At 58.5% G+C, this 20,411-nt stretch carries 17 protein-coding genes and 3 tRNA genes; 6 read left to right on the top strand and 14 right to left on the bottom strand.

Features of this window, described 5'->3' with window-relative positions; all coding sequences use genetic code 11:
• Positions 1-27 precede the first annotated feature (27 nt).
• The 4 genes from BKD70_RS05810 to rimO form a co-directional block, all read right to left on the bottom strand.
• Complete coding sequence (locus tag BKD70_RS05810; protein WP_047274152.1) at positions 28-489, bottom strand: DUF1456 family protein; 462 nt, start codon at positions 487-489, stop codon at positions 28-30.
• Between the two features lie 75 nt (positions 490-564).
• Entirely contained in the window at positions 565-1,275 is a 711-nt protein-coding gene (locus BKD70_RS05805; RefSeq protein WP_047274154.1) for an rRNA pseudouridine synthase, read from the bottom strand.
• A gap of 50 nt (positions 1,276-1,325) precedes the next feature.
• Entirely contained in the window at positions 1,326-1,811 is a 486-nt protein-coding gene (locus BKD70_RS05800; RefSeq protein WP_047274156.1) for a GNAT family N-acetyltransferase, read from the bottom strand.
• 104 nt (positions 1,812-1,915) lie between these two features.
• Positions 1,916-3,253, bottom strand: a complete 1,338-nt coding sequence (gene rimO, locus BKD70_RS05795) for a 30S ribosomal protein S12 methylthiotransferase RimO (RefSeq protein WP_047274158.1) — start codon at positions 3,251-3,253, stop codon at positions 1,916-1,918.
• A 291-nt stretch (positions 3,254-3,544) separates the two neighbouring features.
• On the opposite strand from rimO, the gene BKD70_RS05790 reads away from it, so the two are divergent.
• The gene (locus tag BKD70_RS05790; RefSeq protein ID WP_047274160.1) at positions 3,545-5,446 is read left to right on the top strand and encodes a potassium transporter Kup; all 1,902 of its coding nucleotides are present in this window, start codon (positions 3,545-3,547) and stop codon (positions 5,444-5,446) included.
• Between the two features lie 67 nt (positions 5,447-5,513).
• On the opposite strand, the gene BKD70_RS05785 is transcribed toward BKD70_RS05790, so the two are convergent.
• The 5 genes from BKD70_RS05785 to BKD70_RS05765 all read right to left on the bottom strand — a co-directional run bounded on the left by BKD70_RS05785 (position 5,514) and on the right by BKD70_RS05765 (position 10,270).
• A complete protein-coding gene (locus tag BKD70_RS05785) occupies positions 5,514-6,794 on the bottom strand; it encodes a virulence factor family protein (RefSeq protein WP_047274161.1) in 1,281 nt (426 codons plus the stop codon).
• Positions 6,794-9,436, bottom strand: a complete 2,643-nt coding sequence (gene mprF / locus BKD70_RS05780) for a bifunctional lysylphosphatidylglycerol flippase/synthetase MprF (RefSeq protein ID WP_047274162.1) — start codon at positions 9,434-9,436, stop codon at positions 6,794-6,796. Before mprF ends, BKD70_RS05785 begins: the two co-directional genes overlap by 1 nt.
• A 259-nt stretch (positions 9,437-9,695) precedes the next feature.
• Positions 9,696-9,772 (bottom strand) — tRNA-Met (locus BKD70_RS05775).
• A 147-nt stretch (positions 9,773-9,919) separates the two neighbouring features.
• Positions 9,920-9,996, bottom strand: a tRNA-Met gene (locus BKD70_RS05770).
• Between the two features lie 197 nt (positions 9,997-10,193).
• Positions 10,194-10,270: transfer RNA gene (locus BKD70_RS05765), tRNA-Met, on the bottom strand.
• A 284-nt stretch (positions 10,271-10,554) separates the two neighbouring features.
• On the opposite strand from BKD70_RS05765, the gene dinB reads away from it, so the two are divergent.
• Entirely contained in the window at positions 10,555-11,622 is a 1,068-nt protein-coding gene (dinB, locus tag BKD70_RS05760) for a DNA polymerase IV (protein ID WP_047274163.1), read from the top strand.
• An 8-nt stretch (positions 11,623-11,630) separates the two neighbouring features.
• On the opposite strand, the gene BKD70_RS05755 is transcribed toward dinB, so the two are convergent.
• The 4 genes from BKD70_RS05755 to BKD70_RS05740 all read right to left on the bottom strand — a co-directional run bounded on the left by BKD70_RS05755 (position 11,631) and on the right by BKD70_RS05740 (position 16,363).
• A complete protein-coding gene (locus BKD70_RS05755; protein ID WP_047274165.1) occupies positions 11,631-12,584 on the bottom strand; it encodes a hypothetical protein in 954 nt (317 codons plus the stop codon).
• 19 nt (positions 12,585-12,603) lie between these two features.
• Positions 12,604-14,319: a proline--tRNA ligase gene (locus BKD70_RS05750; protein WP_047274166.1), complete on the bottom strand. Its 1,716-nt coding sequence runs from the start codon at positions 14,317-14,319 to the stop codon at positions 12,604-12,606.
• A gap of 103 nt (positions 14,320-14,422) precedes the next feature.
• Positions 14,423-15,967: an AmpG family muropeptide MFS transporter gene (locus BKD70_RS05745; RefSeq protein ID WP_047274169.1), complete on the bottom strand. Its 1,545-nt coding sequence runs from the start codon at positions 15,965-15,967 to the stop codon at positions 14,423-14,425.
• Positions 15,968-16,009: 42 nt separating this feature from the next.
• On the bottom strand, positions 16,010-16,363 hold the full coding sequence (locus BKD70_RS05740; protein ID WP_047274171.1) for an MGMT family protein: 354 nt from the start codon (positions 16,361-16,363) through the stop codon (positions 16,010-16,012).
• A gap of 165 nt (positions 16,364-16,528) precedes the next feature.
• Here BKD70_RS05740 and BKD70_RS05735 point away from each other — a divergent pair, with 165 nt between their 5' ends.
• The gene (locus BKD70_RS05735) at positions 16,529-17,542 is read left to right on the top strand and encodes a DUF481 domain-containing protein (protein WP_047274173.1); all 1,014 of its coding nucleotides are present in this window, start codon (positions 16,529-16,531) and stop codon (positions 17,540-17,542) included.
• Between the two features lie 123 nt (positions 17,543-17,665).
• On the opposite strand, the gene BKD70_RS05730 is transcribed toward BKD70_RS05735, so the two are convergent.
• Positions 17,666-18,424: an SDR family oxidoreductase gene (locus BKD70_RS05730; RefSeq protein WP_047274175.1), complete on the bottom strand. Its 759-nt coding sequence runs from the start codon at positions 18,422-18,424 to the stop codon at positions 17,666-17,668.
• A gap of 156 nt (positions 18,425-18,580) precedes the next feature.
• On the opposite strand from BKD70_RS05730, the gene BKD70_RS05725 reads away from it, so the two are divergent.
• From BKD70_RS05725 to BKD70_RS05715, 3 genes are all read left to right on the top strand, one after another.
• Complete coding sequence (locus BKD70_RS05725) at positions 18,581-19,306, top strand: HugZ family protein (protein WP_047274177.1); 726 nt, start codon at positions 18,581-18,583, stop codon at positions 19,304-19,306.
• A gap of 71 nt (positions 19,307-19,377) precedes the next feature.
• The gene (locus BKD70_RS05720; protein ID WP_047274179.1) at positions 19,378-19,851 is read left to right on the top strand and encodes an FxsA family protein; all 474 of its coding nucleotides are present in this window, start codon (positions 19,378-19,380) and stop codon (positions 19,849-19,851) included.
• A gap of 242 nt (positions 19,852-20,093) precedes the next feature.
• The gene (locus BKD70_RS05715) at positions 20,094-20,387 is read left to right on the top strand and encodes a co-chaperone GroES (protein WP_016779794.1); all 294 of its coding nucleotides are present in this window, start codon (positions 20,094-20,096) and stop codon (positions 20,385-20,387) included.
• Positions 20,388-20,411 lie beyond the last annotated feature (24 nt).

Raw genomic sequence — 20,411 nt, 5'->3', positions numbered from 1 at the left:
ACATGGGCTGTTTCAGTGCCTCAGGGTTTAGCCGCGAACACGCAGGGTTAGACCCTTGAGGAAGTTGCGCAACAACTGATCGCCACAGGTGCGGTAATTGGTGTGGCCAAACTTGCGGAACAGTGCGCTCAGCTCTGGCTTGGACACCGGGAACCCTGCCGACTTCAAAATGGCATGCATGTCGTCTTCTTTGAGTTCGAAGGCCACACGCAGCTTTTTCAGAATGGTGTTGTTGGTCACGGGCAGTTCCACCGGTACGGGTGGGCGGCTTTCATCCTTACCGCGCTTGAAGAACACCAGCCCGTCGAGGAAGTGCGCCATCACGTTGTCCGGGCAACGCACAAACCCTTCTTCTTCGTCTTTTTTCAGGTAAGTCAGCACGTCTTCTTTGGTGACGTCCAGCCCACCCAGCTTGATGATGTCGACCACTTTGTTGTCGCTGATGTCGAGCATGTAGCGCACGCTGCGCAGTACGTCGTTATGAATCATGTGAGCAATCCTGATAGTCAGCAGTGAGCACCGCAGGCGTGCTGCGGTGTCGAAATGTGCGGGGTTGAGCTGTCGTTAAAACTTTTCTTTGGCTGTCATGTAGCGCCATTGCCCGACGGGCAGCTTGCCCATCGACACGCCGCCAATACGGATGCGGCGCATTGAAATCACGGTCAGGCCCACGGCCTGGCAAAACAGGGCGATGACACCCGGCTGCGGGTTTTTCATCGCAAAGCGCAGGCGGTTCTCACTTTGCCAGCTGGCTTTGACCGCAGGCAGTTCGCGACCCTTGTAGGTCATGCCATGATTGAGGCGATTCAAGCCATGAGGCGCCATCTCACCGGAGACTTCGACCACGTATTCCTGCTCGATCTTGCTCGCGTCGGCCGTCAGCTTGCGGACGATTTTCCAGTCCTGGGTAAACACCAAAAGACCGCTGGCGTTGGCTTGCAGCTCATTGCCCACGCTCAGGCGCAGGAAGTGGCCCTTAAGCGGGCGCTTGCCATAGCGGTGCTCTTCGCTCAAGGAGTCCGGGCCGATCAGTGCCATGGCGCTGTCGGTGTCCAGCCCGGCGGGGGCATTCAGCAGAATGGTCACGGGTTCAGGCGCGGTGGCCTTGGCTTGCGGGTCCAGCTCGACTTTTTGGTTGTCGACCTTGAACTGCGGTTCGTCGATGACTTCGCCATCTACCGTGACCCAGCCACCTTCAATGAACAGTTCGGCCTCACGGCGGGAGCAGCCGACGAGTTCGATGAGGCGTTTGGAGAGACGTATCGGTTCAGACATGACAAGGGCCGTAATGTAATTGGGCGGCTATTGTACCCGCCTCGAGCCGGTTAAGCCCGGCAACATTTGTCCTGGCTTCGGGTTGCGCGCTTATATCGCAGGTGCAGCAGCGGATAGGGTTCGCCCAGACCGTCTGTTTCGCTGCGGCCGATCACTTCAAAGCCTTGTTTGAGGTAAAAGCCGATGGCCTGCGGGTTCTGCTCATTCACATCGAGTTCAGTCGCGTTTAGCTCGTTGATGGCAAATATCAGCAAGCTCTTGCCCACCCCGTGTCCCCGGTAATCGGGGTGAATAAACAGCATTTCGACCTTGCGCGCCGCCACCCCGGCAAACCCCGCAATGCGCTTGTTCACAGGGTCGCGGCAGCACACCAGCATCACGGCATCCAGGTAGCGATGCTCCACCAGCTCTCTAAGCTCCTGAATGTAGCTGCGGGGCAAAAAATCGTGGGTGGCGCGAACCGATGCTTCCCACACATTGGCGAGTTCATTGAAATCTTTGAGGCTCGGTGTTTGAACGACCCAAGTCGGCTTCATTCTGAGCAGGTCTCCTCATCCGTGATTAAGGGCATGGCTTAACAATAGTCGTAAAAAAAGCCCTGACGCGAGCGCGGCAGGGCTTTTTGAGAGCTGATGGCGTGTTACAGCGCTTCAGCCCACAAGTCATATTCGTCCGCATCGGTGACACGGCACATGATCTTGTCACCCGGCTTGATGTCTTTTTCGGTGGCAATAAACACATTGCCGTCGATTTCCGGTGCGTCGAAGAAGCAGCGGCCCACTGCGCCTTGCTCGTCCACTTCGTCGATCAGGACTTCGATCTCCTTGCCGATTTTCATCTGCAAGCGTGCGGCGCTGATGGCTTGCTGATGCGCCATGAAGCGTTCCCAACGATCTTGCTTGATCTCGTCTGGCACGACGTCCAGGTCAAGATCATTGGCCGGTGCGCCTTCTACCGGCGAGTACTGGAAGCAGCCTACGCGGTCCAGTTGCGCTTCAGTCAGCCAGTTCAGCAGGTACTGGAAGTCTTCTTCGGTTTCGCCGGGGAAGCCGACAATGAAGGTTGAGCGGATGATCAGGTCCGGGCAGATTTCGCGCCAGTTCTTGATGCGGGCCAGGGTCTTGTCTTCGAACGCCGGGCGCTTCATGGACTTGAGCACTTTAGGGCTGGCGTGCTGGAACGGAATGTCCAGATACGGCAGGATTTTGCCCGCTGCCATTAAAGGAATCAGCTCGTCCACGTGCGGGTACGGGTAAACGTAGTGCAAGCGCACCCAGACACCCAGCGTGCTCAACGCTTCACACAGCTCGGTCATGCGGGTTTTGACGGGGGCGCCATTCCAGAAGCCGGTGCGGTATTTCACGTCCACGCCGTATGCGCTGGTGTCCTGGGAGATGACCAGCAACTCTTTAACCCCGGACTTGACCAGGCGTTGAGCTTCGTCCAGCACATCGCCTACCGGACGGCTGACCAGTTTGCCGCGCATCGAGGGAATGATGCAGAAGCTGCAGCTGTGGTTGCAGCCTTCGGAAATCTTCAGGTACGCATAATGACGCGGGGTCAGCTTGATGCCTTGGGGCGGCACCAGATCGATCAGCGGGTTGTGATCCTGACGTGGCGGCACGACTTGGTGCACGGCATTGACCACTTGCTCGTATTGCTGAGGGCCAGTCACCGCCAGCACGCTTGGGTGCACGTTGCGGATGTTGCCTTCTTCGACGCCCATGCAGCCGGTCACGATGACCTTGCCGTTTTCCTTGATGGCTTCGCCGATGACTTCCAGCGACTCAGCCTTGGCGCTGTCGATGAAGCCACAGGTGTTGACCACCACGACGTCGGCGTCCTGGTAGGTGGAAACGACATCGTAGCCTTCCATACGCAGCTGCGTCAGGATGCGCTCGGAGTCGACCAGCGCTTTCGGGCAACCCAGAGAGACGAAGCCAACCTTGGGGTTGGCTGGCGTGGTAACGGTGGACATGGCGAACCTCGGTATGTAGTGACGTTACATGCCCGTAAAGGCTGCACGACGAACGGACGCTTGATGCGCCTCTAGTGAAAAAAAGTGCGCAATTTTAGCTATGGTCAACGCACTTGACCAGCGTTATACGGGGATTTACGACGAGTGCTGCGCTATGCTGCGCGCCGTTGCGAAAGTAGGGTTTTTAACCTGCGATTTTTCGTAGATAACAGTCAGACAATCAGCGCATGCTGCCGATCAAGCGTAGCGCTCGCCATTAAGAAACGTAGACCAGAGTTGTAGGAGTGGTTGATGGGGCAGGCAAGTAGTCAGGCGGCAGAAAGCGGGCATTCCACAGCCAGGCCGATTGGGATGCTGGTTGCAGCAGTCGGGGTGGTCTACGGCGACATCGGGACCAGCCCGTTATATACCCTCAAAGAGGTGTTTTCCGGTGCTTACGGGGTTCAAGTCAACCACGACGGCGTATTCGGCATTTTGGCGCTGATCCTCTGGTCACTGATCTGGGTGGTGTCAATCAAGTACGTGCTGTTTATCTTGCGTGCCGACAACCAGGGCGAGGGCGGCATCATGGCCCTGACCGCACTGGCACGTCGTGCCGCGTCTCCCTATCCCAAACTGCGCACGATGCTGGTCATCCTTGGGCTGATCGGCGCGTCGTTGTTTTACGGCGACAGCATGATCACCCCGGCCATTTCTGTGTTATCGGCAGTCGAGGGGCTTGAACTGGCCTTCGACGGGCTGGAGCACTGGGTGGTGCCACTGGCCTTGATTGTGCTGGTGTTGCTGTTTTTGATTCAGCGTCATGGCACCGCCAGTATTGGCAAGCTGTTTGGCCCGGTGATGGTGGTGTGGTTTGTGGTGCTGGGCGGCTTGGGTATCCACGGGATCGCGCAACACCCTGAAGTGCTCCACGCGCTGAACCCGATATGGGGCGTGCGTTTCTTTGTGTCCCACCCGGGCATGGGGGTGGCCATTCTGGGCGCGGTGGTGCTGGCCTTGACCGGGGCCGAAGCGCTGTATGCCGACATGGGGCACTTCGGCCGCAAACCGATTGCCCGTGCCTGGTTCATTCTGGTGCTGCCAGCGCTGGCGCTGAACTACTTCGGTCAGGGTGCGCTGTTGCTGGAAAACCCCGAAGCTGCGCGCAACCCGTTTTATCTGCTGGCCCCGAGTTGGGCGTTGATTCCTTTGGTGGTGCTGTCGACGCTGGCCACGGTGATCGCGTCGCAGGCGGTGATTTCAGGGGCGTTCTCCCTGACCCGTCAAGCCATTCAGTTGGGGTACATCCCGCGCATGCATATCCAGCACACCTCCAGTGACGAGCAGGGCCAGATTTACATCGGTGCTGTGAACTGGTCGCTGATGGTCGGTGTGATTCTGCTGGTGCTGGGCTTTGAGTCCTCGGGCGCACTGGCTTCGGCCTATGGCGTGGCGGTGACCGGCACCATGCTGATCACCAGCATTCTGGTGTCGGCTGTGATGCTGTTGCTGTGGAAATGGCGGCCGATCCTCACGGTGCCGATTTTGGTGGGTTTTCTGCTAGTGGACGGGCTGTTCTTTGCTGCCAACGTGCCGAAAATCGTGCAGGGCGGGGCCTTCCCGGTGCTGGCCGGTATTGTTCTGTTCGTGCTGATGACCACCTGGCGACGGGGCAAGCAATTGCTGGTGGACCGTCTGGACGAAAACGCATTGCCGCTGCCGCTGTTCATCAGCAGCATCCGCGTGCAGCCCCCGCATCGCGTGCAAGGCACGGCCGTGTTCCTGACCGCAAGGCCGGATGCCGTGCCCCACGCGTTGCTGCATAACCTGCTGCATAACCAGGTATTGCATGAGCAAGTGGTGCTGTTGACGGTGGTCAACGAAGACTCGCCGCGGGTGCCAGCCGAACGGCGTTTTGAAGTGGACGCCTATGGCGACGGTTTTTTCCGGGTGATCCTGCACTTTGGCTTCATGGATGAGCCCGATGTGCCGCAAGCATTAAAGCTGTGTCATCTGGATGAACTGGATTTCAGCCCGATGCGCACCACGTACTTTCTCAGTCGCGAGACCGTGATTCCCTCCAAACTGGTGGGCATGGCGCGCTGGCGCGAGGGGTTGTTTGCGTTCATGTTGAAAAACGCCAACGGCAATCTGCGATTCTTCAAATTGCCGGTCAATCGGGTGATCGAGCTGGGCACACAGGTCGAAATCTAGCCTGAAAAAAAGCCCGGCCTCGCAAGAGGTCGGGCTTTATTGTGTGCGGCTGTCAGCGTTATGAGCGTTACTGAGCGGCGGCCTGATGCGTCTTGATCAGGTCGACCAGGCGCTGGGCCAGGGCCGGGTAGTTTTCATCGAAGTGATGACCGCCCGGCAGCTTCAAGCCTTTGCCTACAGCGGTTTTGGCCGTACAGCCGCTTTCGTCGACTTCCTCTTCGCCATAAATGCACACCACCTTGGCAGCGGGCAGTTTGGCCATTTCCGGGCCGGTGTCGGCTTCGGCGCCCGCTTTGCCAAGCCAGCCATCGACGTGGATCTCGAAACTGCCGCTGCGCGCAAAAGCCAGCAGGAGGATGGAGTCAACCCGGTTCTTCTCGGCTTCCGGCAAACGGTTATACGTGGCGGGCAGTACGTCAGCGCCGAACGAATAGCCCACCAGGACAAAGCGCTGGGTGCCCCATTTCTGGCGATAGTGCTGCATCAGTTCAGTCAGGTCGGTGGCGCTCTGTTCCGGGGTTTTGTGCTGCCAGTAGTAGCGCAGCATATCGATGCCTACCACCGGAAAGCCGATCTTGGCCATTTCGCCCGCCACGTCGCGGTCCAGGTCACGCCAGCCGCCGTCACCGGACAGGAACAGGGTCACGGTGTCGTTTTGCTGGCCCGCGGGCACTTCAACCACGGGCATGTTCAACCCGCCGTTTTCGGTGCCCACCAGTAGCTTGCGCAGCTCGTTGCTCAGCACTTGCGCAAAGTGGATGTCGTAATCGCTGATGCTGGTCTGTGCGTTCGGTTGATCGCGCACGAAAGCAGCGCTTGGATCGTCGGGGTTGTCGTTCCAGGCCACCAGCCAGTTGCCATGGACTGCGGACGCGGGCAGCGGCAGGGCGCACCCCGGCTGTTCCAGTGCGAACCCCACCGACACTGCCCGGGCGTTGTCGCTGGTTTGCCCGGCGAGCCAGCGCCATGCCAGGCTGGCACCGGGGCCAATGCCGCTGACCAGCGTGGCAGGCCCTTTGAGTTGGCTCAGGGCGCTTTGCAGGGCTTGCTGTTGCAGCGTGCAGTCATCCTTGGGCACGATCACTTGAACCAGCTGCGCAGCCCCGCCACGGCTCAATGCCAGCAGTTGCTTGTCATTCAGCGCTTGGTCAGCGGGCGTGGCGATGACGACCTGTGCGCGGGCCTTTTCGCCCGGCATGACGTTTGTCAGTGTGGAGCCGTCGGCTTGACTGACATGTTCGATTGTTGGTTCAGGCGCGGGGCGGTTCCACCATGCATACCCGCCTGCGGCCAGCGCTACCACGACCACCAGAGTTACCAGCAACAACCGCCAGGAACGATGTTTCATTAACGTTTCACCAATCCAGTCAAGCCGCCCGCGATCAGGGCGGCGGTATCAGCCAGTGCGACCAGCGGATCAAGCCCGGCAGGCACGGCCATGTATCGAGGTTCCCAGTCGGGCTGGAATTTGTCTTTAAATCGGCGCAATCCCTGGAAGTTGTACAGGTGCTCGCCGCGCTGGAACAGCATTGAGCCCAAGCGCTGGGTCAACGGCGCGCCGCGCCGGGGTTGCAGGCCCGACAACGGCACCATGCCCAGGCTGAAGCGGGCGTAGCCGTGCTTCTTATAGTGTTGAATCAGGCCGACCATCATGAATTCCATGGTCAGTTTCGGCGCGTCCGGGTGCGCGCGCATCAGGTCCAGGCTCGACAGCTCATGGCTGTGGGTCTCCAGCAGGTTGGCAAAGGCCACCGGCTTGCCTTCGAAACGAATGATCGCCACCCGAAAATGCCGAATGTACGCTTCGCTGAATCGCCCGAGGGAGAAGCCTTTTTCACGCACGTTTTTGCCAGTCAGCCACGCATCGGAAATCACCTTCAGTTCATCCATCGGTGCCTCGCCCGGCTCGTGGATCTCCAGTGACAGCCCGTCACGGGTGCCGCGGTTCCAGGTGTAGCGCAGGTCTTTCATCTCTTTGCCTTTGGCATCGAGATCAAAGCGGTGCAGGTCGACGCGGGCTTCTTCGCCAAGTTTGATCGCGGTCAGGCCGATGTCCATGTAGAACGGCAGGTTTTCAGCGCGCACCTGATAAAACACCGGGCGGGCGTGGAAGGTGTCGCACAGGTCGCGAAATTGCCAGATCAGTTCGGCGCGTTGCTGATTGGGGCCGATGGGGTCATACAGCGCAACAAGGCTGCGACCGCGACGGGCATACATCAGAAAGGCGTTGTCGTCCGGGTGGAAGAGCAACGCTTTATCGCCGGTCAGGGCCAGGCCGCCGTCAGGTTGATCGGAAGCGAGGAGGATTTTCTCTGCGCGTTCCAACTCGCTGGCATCGGGCAGATGGATCACCGGGCGGGCCGTGCGCAACAACCAGGTCAGCGACACCACCACCAGCACCACCGCAGCGCCTAGCAGCGAGCGCAAACCGCGAGGCGCGTCTGCGTCCAGGGTGAACTGCCACCACAACTGATGGCTGTAAGGCACATCTTGGTAGGCGAACAGCAGCAGCCAGATCGACGCCGCCAATACACACAGGCTGGCAACCAGATAAAGCGGCGAGAACGGCAGTTCGGTCAAACGGCTCGGGCGGTAGAACGAGCGGCGAAACAGGGCCAGCAAACTGGCCGTGAGGGTCAGGATGCAGGCTTCTTCCCAGTCGAAGCCTTTGAGCAGCGACAGCACGGCGCCGACCAGCAGCAAAACGGTGGTGAGCATCCAGGCGGCCGATAAGCGTCGGCGCAAGCCTTGAGCCAGCAACAGACACAACACGCCAATCAGGCTGGCGCCAAAGTGCGACGCGTCGATCAGACGATGGGGGATGAGAAAGCCGATGTGTTCCAGGCGCGTGTCGATTTCAGGCGTGGCGCCGGAGAACAACAACACGACACCGGACATGAACACCAGAATCGCCAGAATCGGTGCCGCAAGCCCAGAGGCTACGCGCAGGCTTTGGCGGGTCTGGATCAAGCGTTGCGCTTCATTGATAAGCAGCATCAGGCAGGCAATCAGCAGCGGCAATATCACGTAGATCATGCGATACAGCAGCAACGCCGCGGCCAGCGGGGCGGCGCCGAGCGTGTCGGCAAACGCGGCCAGCAAAATGGCTTCGAACACCCCGACCCCGCCGGGGACATGGCTGAGCACGCCTGCAGCCAGGGCCAGCAGATAGACCAACAGGAAGGCACCGAAAGGCGGAGCTTCTGGCAGTAACAGATAGAGCACGGTGGCAGCGGCAGCCACGTCCAGCGCGGTAATCAGCAGTTGCAGCCATGTCAGACGCAGGCTGGGCAGGCGCAGGGTGCGTCGGCCGGCTTTCACCAGCAGGTTGTCGGGGATCGGTTGTTCGGGCAGGCGTCGGCGGTAAATGCCCAGCGCGAGCAGGCCGAACAATGCCAGCACTGCGATGGCAATCGCCCCCAGTACATAAGTTGGAAGGTGCAGGGCGGCAGAGGCGGCGGGCAGGTTGCTTAGTGTCGCGAGGGCTGCCAACGGCGGTAGAGCGCATCCCAATGACAAGCTGGCGAACAGCGTCATGTGTGCGACTTCCGAGGCGCCTACGCCTTCACGTGCGTACAAGCGGTAGCGAACCGATCCGCCGGAGAGCAGCGACAGCCCGATGGCATTGCCAATCGCAAAGGCAGTAAACCCGCCAAGCGCCAGGGTCTTGGGCGGCAGTTTGACACCTGCGTAACGGCTGGCTGACCACTCGTACCCCAGCAAAATGACAAAGCCGACTGCTGTGGCAGCCACGGCGCCAAAAAGTGCGGGTTTGGGCACTTCCAGAATCGAGTCGTGCAATGCGCTCAGGTCCAGCTCACTGAGCAAGTGTCGACACGCGATCAGGGCGATTGCGAACAACAGCAGGGTGAGGGCAAGTCCGATGGGCTGACGGTATTTGCTCAGCAAATCCAGCCAGCGCAAACGCGCCGCGGCAATGGGCTGGGCTGCAGTAACGGAGTCTTTAGGGAGTGGCGAATTATCGGGCATCAATCACCTCGTGGATCGTGCGCGATAGGATGGATGCATCGACTCAAGTTACCAATCCTTTTGGTTAAAATATTTTGAAATACTTTCAGCCGTTTGCCTGAGGTTCAGGTTGCGAGCTTGAAAAGAGGGGCGTCGTGGGGATTGAGCATAGGCGGGCGAACTTTCAGAAATATGTCGTTTATTGTCAATAAACGTCTGCCGCTCACTTTTTGAGCGCACACAAAAAAGGCCACTCTTTCAAGTGGCCTTCTTCGATGTTTGGTTGCGGGAGCCGGATTTGAACCGACGACCTTCGGGTTATGAGCCCGACGAGCTACCAGACTGCTCCATCCCGCGTCTGTGTGGGCGCATTCTACAGAGGAACTCAAATGTGTCAACGTCTAATTGACTCTGCGGTCGAATTAGACGGGTTTGCGTGACGGTAAGGGTAAAAGTAGACGCGCACAAAAAAGGCCACTCTTTCAAGTGGCCTTCTTCGATGTTTGGTTGCGGGAGCCGGATTTGAACCGACGACCTTCGGGTTATGAGCCCGACGAGCTACCAGACTGCTCCATCCCGCGTCTGTGGGGCGCACTCTACAGTGATGAGCTGAGGAGTCAACCTTTAATGCATAAATGCAGGCAATTAGATGAAATGCTGTTGGTTGTCTGCGTGAATCAAGCGCGGGAACGAAATGAGTAATGCCGGGCGCCGCAGGGTACGCAGAAACTGACGCGCACAAAAAAGGCCACTTTTTCAAGTGGCCTTCTTCGATGTTTGGTTGCGGGAGCCGGATTTGAACCGACGACCTTCGGGTTATGAGCCCGACGAGCTACCAGACTGCTCCATCCCGCGTCTGTGGGGCGGATTCTACAGCGATACGCGCATGTGTCAAACGTTAATTTAGAAAAAAGTGTTCTGGTTCAATTGGTTAGGCCGTGATTGAAGTTATATGAGGGTCTGCAGGCCACGTGGTATGGGAGTTTGCTCTATTAAAGGGGTGAGTTCGATAGGGGAAATAAATATGTGCCGCTGTAGAACCACGCTGGTCGGGGATGCTGAAGACTACTGGTGCTATATACAGTTGCGGATGACATACTGGCGGCCCGCTTTGAGCCTTAGAAAGAACGCCGCCCCACATGACGCAGCGAAAAATCATTCATGTCGACTGTGACTGTTTCTACGCCGCCATTGAGATGCGTGATGATCCGAGCCTGGCAAACAAGCCTATGGCGGTCGGAGGCTCAGCAGATCGGCGGGGCGTGATCTCAACGTGCAACTATGAAGCGCGGGCTTATGGGGTGCGATCGGCCATGTCCTCGCGGCATGCGCTGAAGCTGTGTCCGGATCTGGTGATCGTGCATGGGCGGATGGACGCTTATAAAGAAGCATCCCGCGAGATTCACGGCATCCTGCGCGATTACACCGAGTTGATTGAGCCGTTATCGCTGGATGAGGCTTATCTGGATGTGTCGGACAGTCCGCACTTCGCCGGCAGTGCCACGCGCATTGCTCAGGATATCCGGCGCAGAGTTTCCAATCAGTTGCACATCACGGTCTCGGCCGGGGTGGCGCCTAACAAGTTTCTGGCAAAAATCGCCAGTGACTGGCGCAAGCCCAACGGGTTATTTGTGATTACCCCAGATCAAGTGGACGATTTTGTCTCTGCGCTACCGGTCAACAAGCTGCATGGCGTAGGCAAGGTGACCGCCGACAAGCTGGCGCGGCTGGGGATCGAGACCTGCCTGCAATTGCGCGATTGGAGCAAGCTGGCGCTGGTGCGTGAATTCGGCAGCTTTGGTGAGCGGTTGTGGGGGCTGGCGCGAGGCATTGATGAGCGCCTGGTGCACAGCGACAGTCGCCGTCAGTCCGTGAGTGTTGAAAACACCTACGACGTCGACTTGCCGGATCTGGCGACCTGCCTGGAAAAACTCCCGGAACTGCTCGACACCTTGAATGGGCGTATCGGGCGGCTGGACGCGAGTTACCGTCCGGGCAAGCCGTTCGTCAAAGTGAAGTTTCACGATTTCACCCAGACCACGCTTGAGCAGTCGGGGGCCGGAAGGGATCTGGAGAGTTATCAGGGCCTGTTGAGTCAGGCCTTTGCGCGCGGCGCCAAACCCGTTCGATTGCTCGGGCTTGGCGTGCGCTTGCAGGATTTGAGTACCGGGTTTGAGCAGTTGGAGTTATTTGACGGGCGCTCGTAGCGCGCCCCTCAACTTACGCCGGGGTCTGCGACCAGCCGACCGGCGTTTTTGGTCAGAGACTGAAGGAATTCACGCTGCAACTCAGGATCGTTGCGTGTGAGTTCGATCAGGCTCTGTTCCAGTTCGCTGGCTTCTTCTTCAAGGCCTAACTCAGACAAGCGTTTGACCCGATGCACCCATTGGTTGACATCGTCACCCTCAAGGTCGTCGAAGATCAGGTTGTGCGCTTCCAGCAGTTTGCCGCGCAAGTGGCTGCTGATTGAGAGGGTTGAGTCGGAGTGCGTCTCGTCCTGTGCGTCCTCTACCGTGATCGTCAATTTGCCGACGTGGTTGAGATCCTGTTCGGCAAAAGGGCCGTCCAGCAGGTTGAGGCGTAACACGCCATTGCGGTCAGTGGTCAGTTCGTGGGTCTGTTTGCCCGCTGTCACCGCTACGGGACGTTCAGCCCACGGCAGGCTGGAATACTCCAGACGAGAATCGCGCTGGACGTCTTCGATCCCGGCCAGGCTCTGTTGGGCCCGGCCATTGGATTGCACGTTCATGGCCGGATTCAGCCCGTCAACGCCATAGCTGAGCCAGTCTCTGGTGACGCTGTCCGGCAATTGCCCGAACATGAAGATGTTCAGCACATTGGCGCCGACCCCCGCAACCACTGCCACAGCCCCCAATGGCACCTCGTAGATTTCTCTCCAGGGCTGGTAAGGGGTGTAGCGGTCGTAACGGCGGGTGACATCGAACTCGGTGACTTCGAAGGTCTTTTGCTCGTTGATGCGCACACGACGTTGCGGCAACTCCAGAACAGCCGGCGAACCCACATCGATGAGCAGGCTGTGGGACAGCAGTTTGCGCTCGATGCGCTCCTCGTGCTCGCTGCGTTGCGACATGTGGTTGGCACAGCCGTTCAACAGCAGGGCGCCGCACATGGCGGCGCCCCCGAGGGTTAAGGTACTTCGATTGAACATGGCGTCTCTATATTCGGGTTCAGCGACGGATGCGTGCCTGAAGGAAGGCCAGGACGTCAGCCACGGGCAGGGCTTGCGGCTCTGCTTCGGTGCGACTCTTGTACTCCAGGTTGCCTTCGGCCAGGCCACGGTCGCTGACTACGATGCGGTGCGGGATGCCGATCAGTTCCATGTCGGCAAACTTGATGCCGGGGCTGGTTTTCTTATCGCGATCATCCAGCAGCACTTCAAAGCCTGCCGCTGTCAGTTGGGCATACAGGGTGTCAGTGGCTTCGCGCACCGCTTCGGTTTCGTAACGCAGCGGCACCAGCGCCACCTGGAACGGCGCCAACGCATCGCTCCAGATAATGCCGCGCTCGTCGTTGTTCTGCTCGATGGCAGCGGCAACCACGCGCGACACGCCAATGCCGTAGCAGCCCATGCTCAGCGTGACCGGCTTGCCGTTCTCGCCCAGCACCTGACACTTCATGGCTTCGCTGTACTTGGTGCCCAGCTGGAAAATGTGCCCCACTTCGATGCCGCGCTTGATTTCCAGCGTGCCTTTGCCGTCCGGGCTCGGGTCGCCCGCCACGACGTTACGCAGGTCGGCAACCGTCGGTACTGGCAGATCACGCTCCCAGTTCACGCCGAAGTAATGCTTATCGTCGATGTTCGCGCCTACGGCGAAGTCGCTCATCATTTCGACCGAGCGATCGATGATGCAAGGCAATGGCAGGTTCAACGGGCCCAGCGAGCCTGCACCGGCACCGATGGCCTCGCGCAGTTCGGCATCGCCCGCCATGACCAGCGGGCTGGCCACCAGCGGGTGGTTGGACGCTTTGATTTCGTTCAGTTCGTGGTCGCCACGGATGACCAGCGCAATCAGCTTGCCTTCTTCGGCGGCGTGGACGATCAGGGTCTTGACGGTTTTTTCAATCGCCAGGCCATGGCCTTCGACCAATTGCTGAATGGTTTTGGCGTCCGGGGTGTCCACCAGGCGCAGCGTTTCAGTGGCAGCCGGGCGCACGGTTTCAGTTGGAATGGCTTCGGCTTTTTCAATGTTGGCCGCGTAGTCAGAGCCGTTGCTGAACACGATGTCGTCTTCGCCCGATTCAGCCAGTACGTGGAACTCGTGGGAGCCGGCGCCGCCAATGGAGCCGTTATCGGCTTCAACCGGACGGAATCTGAGGCCCAGACGAGTAAACACGTTGCAGTACGCTTGATGCATGCGGTCGTAAGTGACCTGCAGCGAGGCGTCGTCTGCGTGGAAGGAGTACGCGTCCTTCATGATGAATTCACGGCCGCGCATCAAGCCGAAACGGGGACGGATTTCGTCACGGAACTTGGTCTGGATCTGATACAGGTTGATAGGCAGCTGTTTGTAGCTGTTCAACTCGTTGCGGCACAGGTCGGTGATCACTTCTTCATGGGTCGGGCCCACGCAGAACTCACGGCCATGACGGTCTTTAAGGCGCAGCAGCTCGGGGCCGTATTCTTCCCAGCGCCCGGATTCTTGCCACAGTTCGGCCGGCTGGATGCTCGGCATCAGCACTTCCAGAGCGCCTGCAGCGTTCATTTCTTCACGAACAATGGCTTCGGCCTTGCGCATGATGCGCAGGCCCATCGGCAGCCAGGTGTACAGGCCGGAAGCAAGTTTGCGAATCATGCCTGCGCGCAGCATCAGCTGATGGCTGATAACGACCGCGTCCGATGGCGTTTCTTTTTGTGTGGCGAGCAAATATTGACTGGTGCGCATGGTTAGCCGGTGCCGTTGCTGATGACTAGAAATGACTGGGCATTGTACGGGCGAGATGTGCTTGCGTACAGGCCGGGCGGGGGAGGCTGGCTCCCCCGAGTGTTTACGGGGCTTTTTGGAGGTCGACAGGCGGTTTTTGCCGTGCGCGGCGGCTCTCTTGATACCAGTGCAGGCTGATCAGCAGCAGCGTGGGGATGCCCATCACCGCCGTAATGATGAAGAAGTTGTGGTAGCCGAACTTCTCGACCAGAACGCCGGAGTAACCCCCCATCAGACGCGGCAGCAGCAGCATGATGGAACTGAGCAGCGCGTATTGAGTGGCGGAAAACTTGAGGTTGGTCAGGCTCGACAGGTAGGCCACGAACGCCGACGTAGCGAGGCCGGAGCTGAAGTTGTCGAGTGAAATCGTGACAATCAGCATCTGCAAGTTCGGGCCCATGTCGGCCAGCAGCATGAACAGCAGGTTCGTCCCGGCCGACGCCGCGCCGCCAATGAGCAGGATCGGCAAGATGCCGAAGCGCACGATCAGCAGGCCGCCCATGCCTGCTCCCACGAGGGTCATGATCAGGCCGAAAATCTTGCTGACCCCGGCAATCTGATCCTTGGTAAAGCCCTGGTCGATATAGAACACGTTGGCCATGACGCCCATGACCGTGTCAGACATGCGGTAGGTGGCGATCAGGCCGAGCAGCAACAGTGCTTGCCACCGATAACGCACGATAAAGTCGTTTACAGGGGTAAGCACGGGCGCCAACCCGCGTCGTCCGATTGAAGACAGGCACATCGCGGTCAGCAGGGTGTAAAGAATCGCACGCAGAAAAGCCCGGTCTTCCAGCAGTAAATCAAGAGGTGTCTGGTCACCAAAGAGCACACTTGCGAAATCGGTGTTGTAGAGCTGGGTAAACATCGCGGGGAACGAGACCAGCAGCACAATCAGTACGAATACCGATGCCAGTTGATGGCCGAAGCCGTATCGCCCGGCGGACAACTGCGTGCGCAGGGGCACGGGCGGTTCGCGCATGAAAAAGGTGGTCAGCAGGGCCGGGACCATCAGCACCCCGAACAGCACGTAGGTGCCGGTCCAGGCGGAGTGTTTGTAGTTAAACCCGGTGGAGCCGAATCCTTCCGCGAAAAACAGGGCGCCGGCCGTGGCCAGCAAGGCGGCTACCCGATAGCCCGACATGTAGCTGGCGGCGAGTGCGGCCTGACGGCTGTCTTCCGCAATCTCCAGGCGGTACGCGTCGACGGCAATGTCTTGGGTAGCCGAAGCAAAAGACACGACTACGGCAATGGCAATCAGCCAGGACAGATGTTTTTGCGGGTCACAGAACCCCATGCCGACCAGGCCCAGAATGACCAGCGACTGCGACAGAACCAGCCACGAACGGCGGCGGCCGAGCCTGCCCAGCAAGGGCAGGCGCCATTGGTCGAGCAGGGGTGACCACACCCACTTAAAAGCGTATGCCAGGCCGATCAGGCTGGCATAACCAATGGTTTCGCGGGCCACACCGGCTTCGCGCAACCAGACGGAAAGCGTTGAGAACACCAGCATGTACGGCAAGCCGGCGGCAAAACCGAGCAACAACAGCACAAGAGTCGAGGGGCTGGCATAGGCAGCGAGCGCGGCGCGCCAGGTTTTACGGGGCATGGGCTGGAGTCTGCCTCAGGTTACGGAAACAAAGGGCGCACTCTAACCGCAGTGCTCTATCGGGCGCCAGCCATGGCGTTGTATATCCACGCGATTATTCACAATGCTCAGCCCTTCATCGCGAAGCCGCGCGCGCTGCTCGTCCCCTGACGGCGAACCTGCTGGCAAACTGATACGCCCGCCCGCGGCCACGACACGGTGCCACGGCAAGCGCGAGCCTTCCGGTAGCTGGCTGAGTGTGCGCCCGACCCACCGCGCTGCCCGGCCCAGGCCCGCCAGCCCGGCGAGCTGACCGTACGTCACCACAGAGCCTGCGGGCACCTGCATCAGCGTTGAATAGAGGGCTTCGCGCCGAATATCGGCTGGCGTTTGAGTGGGAGATGGGTCGCAATTCACGTCAGGTTTCTTTATCGAGTTGGCTGGGGTGTATAGCTGAAGGCATTTCTGTCAATTGGACTAATGAAGGAACTACATCCTTTTCAGCCGGTCTTTCTTTGCCTGGGGCGTGTCCATCTGGATAATGCCGGCATTCTTTCGCAAACCTGAGTTTCGCATCTGCTTATGTTGTCCAGAACCCTGTTATGCCTCGCTGTGTTGAATGTGTCCACGCCTTTGCTTGCTGATACGGTCTGGTTGAAAAACGGCGACCGCCTGAGCGGCAAGATCAAAGTGTTTGATGGCGGCAAGTTACTCATTCAAACCAAATATGCGGGGGCCATTCCCATTGATTGGAAAGAGGTTAAAACCCTTGAGAGCGATCAGGAGTTATTGGTCAAACAGGATGAGTACACGGGCGAAAAAGCCAAATCGCTAAAAGCAGCCGAGGACGGCAAGGTCACGTTGGCCAATGGTGATGCCCCCAGAACAGTCGACCTGGCAAGCATTCAACAGATCATCAAGCCCAAACCGGTGATCGAAGATCTGGTCTGGAAGGGCAATATAGATGTGGCCCTCGACTACAAGCGTGCCGACAAAGACACCGACGACTACGACATCGACTTTAAAACCACTGCCCGTCACGGTGCCTGGCGTCATCACGCTGAAGGCGAATATAACCGCGAGTTCCAGAACGATGTGGTCACCACGGATAACTGGAGCGCTGAATACGCCCTTGACCACTTCATTGATGAAAAGTGGTATTGGCAAGGTCGCCTGACGTACAAGCGTGACAAGGTCGAAGATATCTCCCGTCAGCGCACCGTGGGTACGGGTCCTGGCTATCAGTTCTGGGATGACGAGCTCGGCGCGTTCTCACTGGGCTCACTGGTGAACCGCACGGATTACGAATATTCAGACGGCAAGAAAGACAACTTCTATTCCTTGGCCATGCGTTGGGACTACAACCGTTATTTGCTGGGCAAGACGGTGTCGCTGTTCACCAATGGCGAAGTGGGCAAGCCGTTGTCCAGTGCCTCGGATTACAGCCTTGAGGCTGAAATCGGCCTGCGTTACAAAGTCACCGAATGGGCCTCCCTCAACCTCAAGGCTGAGAAAGACCTGGTGGGCAATGGCAGCGGGACGGACAACACGCTCAACAAAACCCGATACACCGCAGGTTTTGGTGTGACCTGGTAATCAGTCAGCCGAGGCGCATCGGCTGCCGAAATTGCCTGTATGGGCAGTTTCGGTGCCAAATGCTTGCTGCGTGAATGGCATTGCCCGAAACAACTGCCCGGGCGGGCGCGGCGCAATCGCGGGTTAAATTCGCAGCCCGCCATCCAGCTCCAGGATTCGGCCGCTGTAGTAGTCGTTTTCAAAGATATAAGCCGCTGAATGAGCGATTTCTTCGACTTTGCCCATGCGCTTGAGCGGGATGAACGACGTCATTTTCTCCAGGGCTTCCGGTTTCATGCCCAAGGTCATTTCAGTTTCGATGAAGCCCGGTGCAATGCCCGCGACCCGAATGCCATAGCGCGCCAGCTCTTTGGCCCAGGTCACGGTCGCAGCGGCTACGCCAGCTTTGGCCGCCGAGTAGTTGGTCTGACCCACGTTGCCGGCCCGCGAGATGGACGAGATATTAATAATCGCCCCCTGATTGTTCAGCTCGACCATTTTGGCGGCGACTTCACGGGTGCACAGGAACACACCGGTCAGGTTCACATCAATCACCGCCTGCCACTGCGCCAGGCTCATCTTGGTGATCTCGCCGTCTTTAACCTTGAGCAACATGCCATCGCGCAGGATACCGGCGTTATTGATCAGGCCGTGGATTGCACCAAAGTCATCGGCAATCTGTGACACCGTTTGGGTGACCTGCTCTTCATCCGCCACGTTGCACAGATAGGCCCGGGCTTCGACGCCTTGGGCCTGGCAGGCCGCTACGGCGACTTCGAGCTTTTCGGGGTTCAGGTCAACCAGCGCCAGCTTTGCGCCTTTGGCCGCCAGATACTCGGCCATGGCACGACCTAGTCCTTGGCAACCGCCAGTGATAATGATTACTTTGTCTTTAAGTTGCATGACAGCCCTCGGCAGCAATTCATCGGAGTGATTCCTTACACTGCCTTTGATCGACGCCGGGGGAGTGGTCGTCTATCAAATACAGCCCTGAGTGCGGGTGTACTGCATGCCCTGAACTCGTCCGTTTTCGACGGATTTTTTATAAGGAGTCACAGATTGAGCGTTGAAGCTGCCAAGCATGCCCGAGAATTACTGCTCAAGGAATACCGTGGAGCACTGGCGACGCAGTCCAAGGCGATGCCGGGCTTCCCGTTCGGCTCGGTGGTGCCGTATTGCCTGGACGATCAAGGTCGTCCCTTGATTCTCATCAGTCGCATTGCCCAACACACCCACAACCTGCGTCAAGACCCCAAGTGCTCATTGATGGTTGGCGAGCGTGGGGCAGAGGATGTACAGGCTGTAGGGCGTTTGACCGTGATGGCCGAAGCCGAGCAGTTGACCGATGCGGCGGCCATTGAAGCGGCTGCCGAGCGTTATTACCGCTACTTCCCCGAGTCCCGCAGCTATCACACGGCCCACGATTTTGATTTCTGGGTGCTAAAACCGGTGCGCCATCGTTATATCGGCGGGTTTGGTGCCATCCACTGGCTGGATCAGGTGACGTTGGCCAACCCGTTTGCCGGGCAGGTCGAGCAGCGCATGGTTGAGCACATGAACGACGACCATGCCAATGCCATTCAGCATTACGTGCAGTTAGCCGGGTTGCCGCAAACCACACCTGCCGTGCTGGTCGGAATAGACAGCGAGGGCATGCATTTGCGCATCGGTGAGGGGCTTTATTGGCTAGGCTTTCCTGAGAGCTGCAACACCCCGATACAAGCGCGCGAAGCCTTGGTTCTTCTGGCCCGCGCCAGCGAATGGCCGAAAAAACAGCCAGCCTGACCTTGAATTCAGCGCCAAGCGCCGTCATCTAGGTTGAGTTGGAAGATATTCTTCCGGAGAGGAATCACTTGATGCGCGCTTTTCTATTGCTCTTTCTGTTGTTTCCCGTGCTAGAGCTGTACGTCTTTTTCAAGGTCAGCACCGCGATAGGTTTTTTCCCCGCGTTGTTGCTGATCATTGCTGGCTCCATGCTGGGGATTCTTGTGGTGCGGGTCGCCGGATTGGCGACGGCACTCAGCGCGCGCGAAAGTTTGAATCGCGGCGAGTTACCTGCCGAACAAATGCTCCACGGTTTGATGATGGCGTTGGGCGGTGGCTTGCTGGTGCTGCCCGGCTTTATCAGCGACATCGCCGGTTTGCTGTTGCTGCTGCCACCGGTTCGCGGTCTGCTGGTCAATCGCTTGCGCAAACGCGCTGAAGAGCAAGCCATGCGCCAGCGTGCCTTTGCGGATGAATTCGATGCCACGGCGCGTCCCGGTACACACCAGCCCTTGGGGCGTGAACCCAATGTGATCGAAGGTGAGTTTGAGCACCGCGACAAGTAAAACGCTTCAGCTTTTACAGCACGGCACTTCGGTGCCGTGTTCGTTTTTAGCCGCAGGAGCGCGCAAAAAAAATCATGGGTCGACCCTTGTAATCACCACGGTCGCCCTCATGTAACGGACACCGCAGGGTTTTGCTGGCAACAGCAAGCACTTATCCGCGAAACACCCCCGGCAATTCCGGACTTGTAAACCCAGCCGGTATGACACCGGCCGATGAACACCACAATTAGGAGAGATCGACAATGAAGCTTCGTCCTCTGCATGACCGCGTCGTAATCCGTCGCAGCGAAGAAGAAAAGAAAACCGCTGGCGGTATCGTTCTGCCTGGTTCGGCTGCCGAAAAAGCCAACAGCGGTGAAGTGATCGCCGTGGGCACGGGTCGCGTTCTGGACAACGGTGAAGTGCGTGCGCTGGCCGTGAAAGTGGGTGACAAAGTCGTGTTCGGCCCTTACTCCGGCAGCAACACCGTGAAGGTAGACGGCGAAGACCTGTTGGTAATGGCTGAGAACGAGATTCTCGCTGTTATCGAAGGCTGATTTCCCGCTCATTTTCCCGTTACT

Origin of the sequence: Pseudomonas sp. BS-2016, assembly GCF_001806145.1 — a bacterium.
GTDB lineage: Bacteria > Pseudomonadota > Gammaproteobacteria > Pseudomonadales > Pseudomonadaceae > Aquipseudomonas > Aquipseudomonas lundensis.
Note: the sequence above shows the minus strand (reverse complement) of the source record. Positions and strands in the feature narration are given on the sequence as shown.

Bases quoted from the DNA above. Each gene is read 5' to 3' on its own strand.
- BKD70_RS05715 (WP_016779794.1), top strand. From the start codon at position 20,094: ATGAAGCTTCGTCCTCTGCATGACCGCGTCGTAATCCGTCGCAGCGAA.
- BKD70_RS05750 (WP_047274166.1), bottom strand. From the start codon at position 14,319: ATGCGCACCAGTCAATATTTGCTCGCCACACAAAAAGAAACGCCATCG.
- BKD70_RS05800 (WP_047274156.1), bottom strand. From the start codon at position 1,811: ATGAAGCCGACTTGGGTCGTTCAAACACCGAGCCTCAAAGATTTCAAT.
- BKD70_RS05755 (WP_047274165.1), bottom strand. From the start codon at position 12,584: ATGTTCAATCGAAGTACCTTAACCCTCGGGGGCGCCGCCATGTGCGGC.
- BKD70_RS05730 (WP_047274175.1), bottom strand. From the start codon at position 18,424: ATGCAACTTAAAGACAAAGTAATCATTATCACTGGCGGTTGCCAAGGA.
- BKD70_RS05805 (WP_047274154.1), bottom strand. From the start codon at position 1,275: ATGTCTGAACCGATACGTCTCTCCAAACGCCTCATCGAACTCGTCGGC.
- mprF (WP_047274162.1), bottom strand. From the start codon at position 9,436: ATGCCCGATAATTCGCCACTCCCTAAAGACTCCGTTACTGCAGCCCAG.
- BKD70_RS05785 (WP_047274161.1), bottom strand. From the start codon at position 6,794: ATGAAACATCGTTCCTGGCGGTTGTTGCTGGTAACTCTGGTGGTCGTG.
- BKD70_RS05745 (WP_047274169.1), bottom strand. From the start codon at position 15,967: ATGCCCCGTAAAACCTGGCGCGCCGCGCTCGCTGCCTATGCCAGCCCC.
- BKD70_RS05810 (WP_047274152.1), bottom strand. From the start codon at position 489: ATGATTCATAACGACGTACTGCGCAGCGTGCGCTACATGCTCGACATC.
- dinB (WP_047274163.1), top strand. From the start codon at position 10,555: ATGACGCAGCGAAAAATCATTCATGTCGACTGTGACTGTTTCTACGCC.
- BKD70_RS05735 (WP_047274173.1), top strand. From the start codon at position 16,529: ATGTTGTCCAGAACCCTGTTATGCCTCGCTGTGTTGAATGTGTCCACG.
- BKD70_RS05790 (WP_047274160.1), top strand. From the start codon at position 3,545: ATGGGGCAGGCAAGTAGTCAGGCGGCAGAAAGCGGGCATTCCACAGCC.
- BKD70_RS05720 (WP_047274179.1), top strand. From the start codon at position 19,378: ATGCGCGCTTTTCTATTGCTCTTTCTGTTGTTTCCCGTGCTAGAGCTG.
- rimO (WP_047274158.1), bottom strand. From the start codon at position 3,253: ATGTCCACCGTTACCACGCCAGCCAACCCCAAGGTTGGCTTCGTCTCT.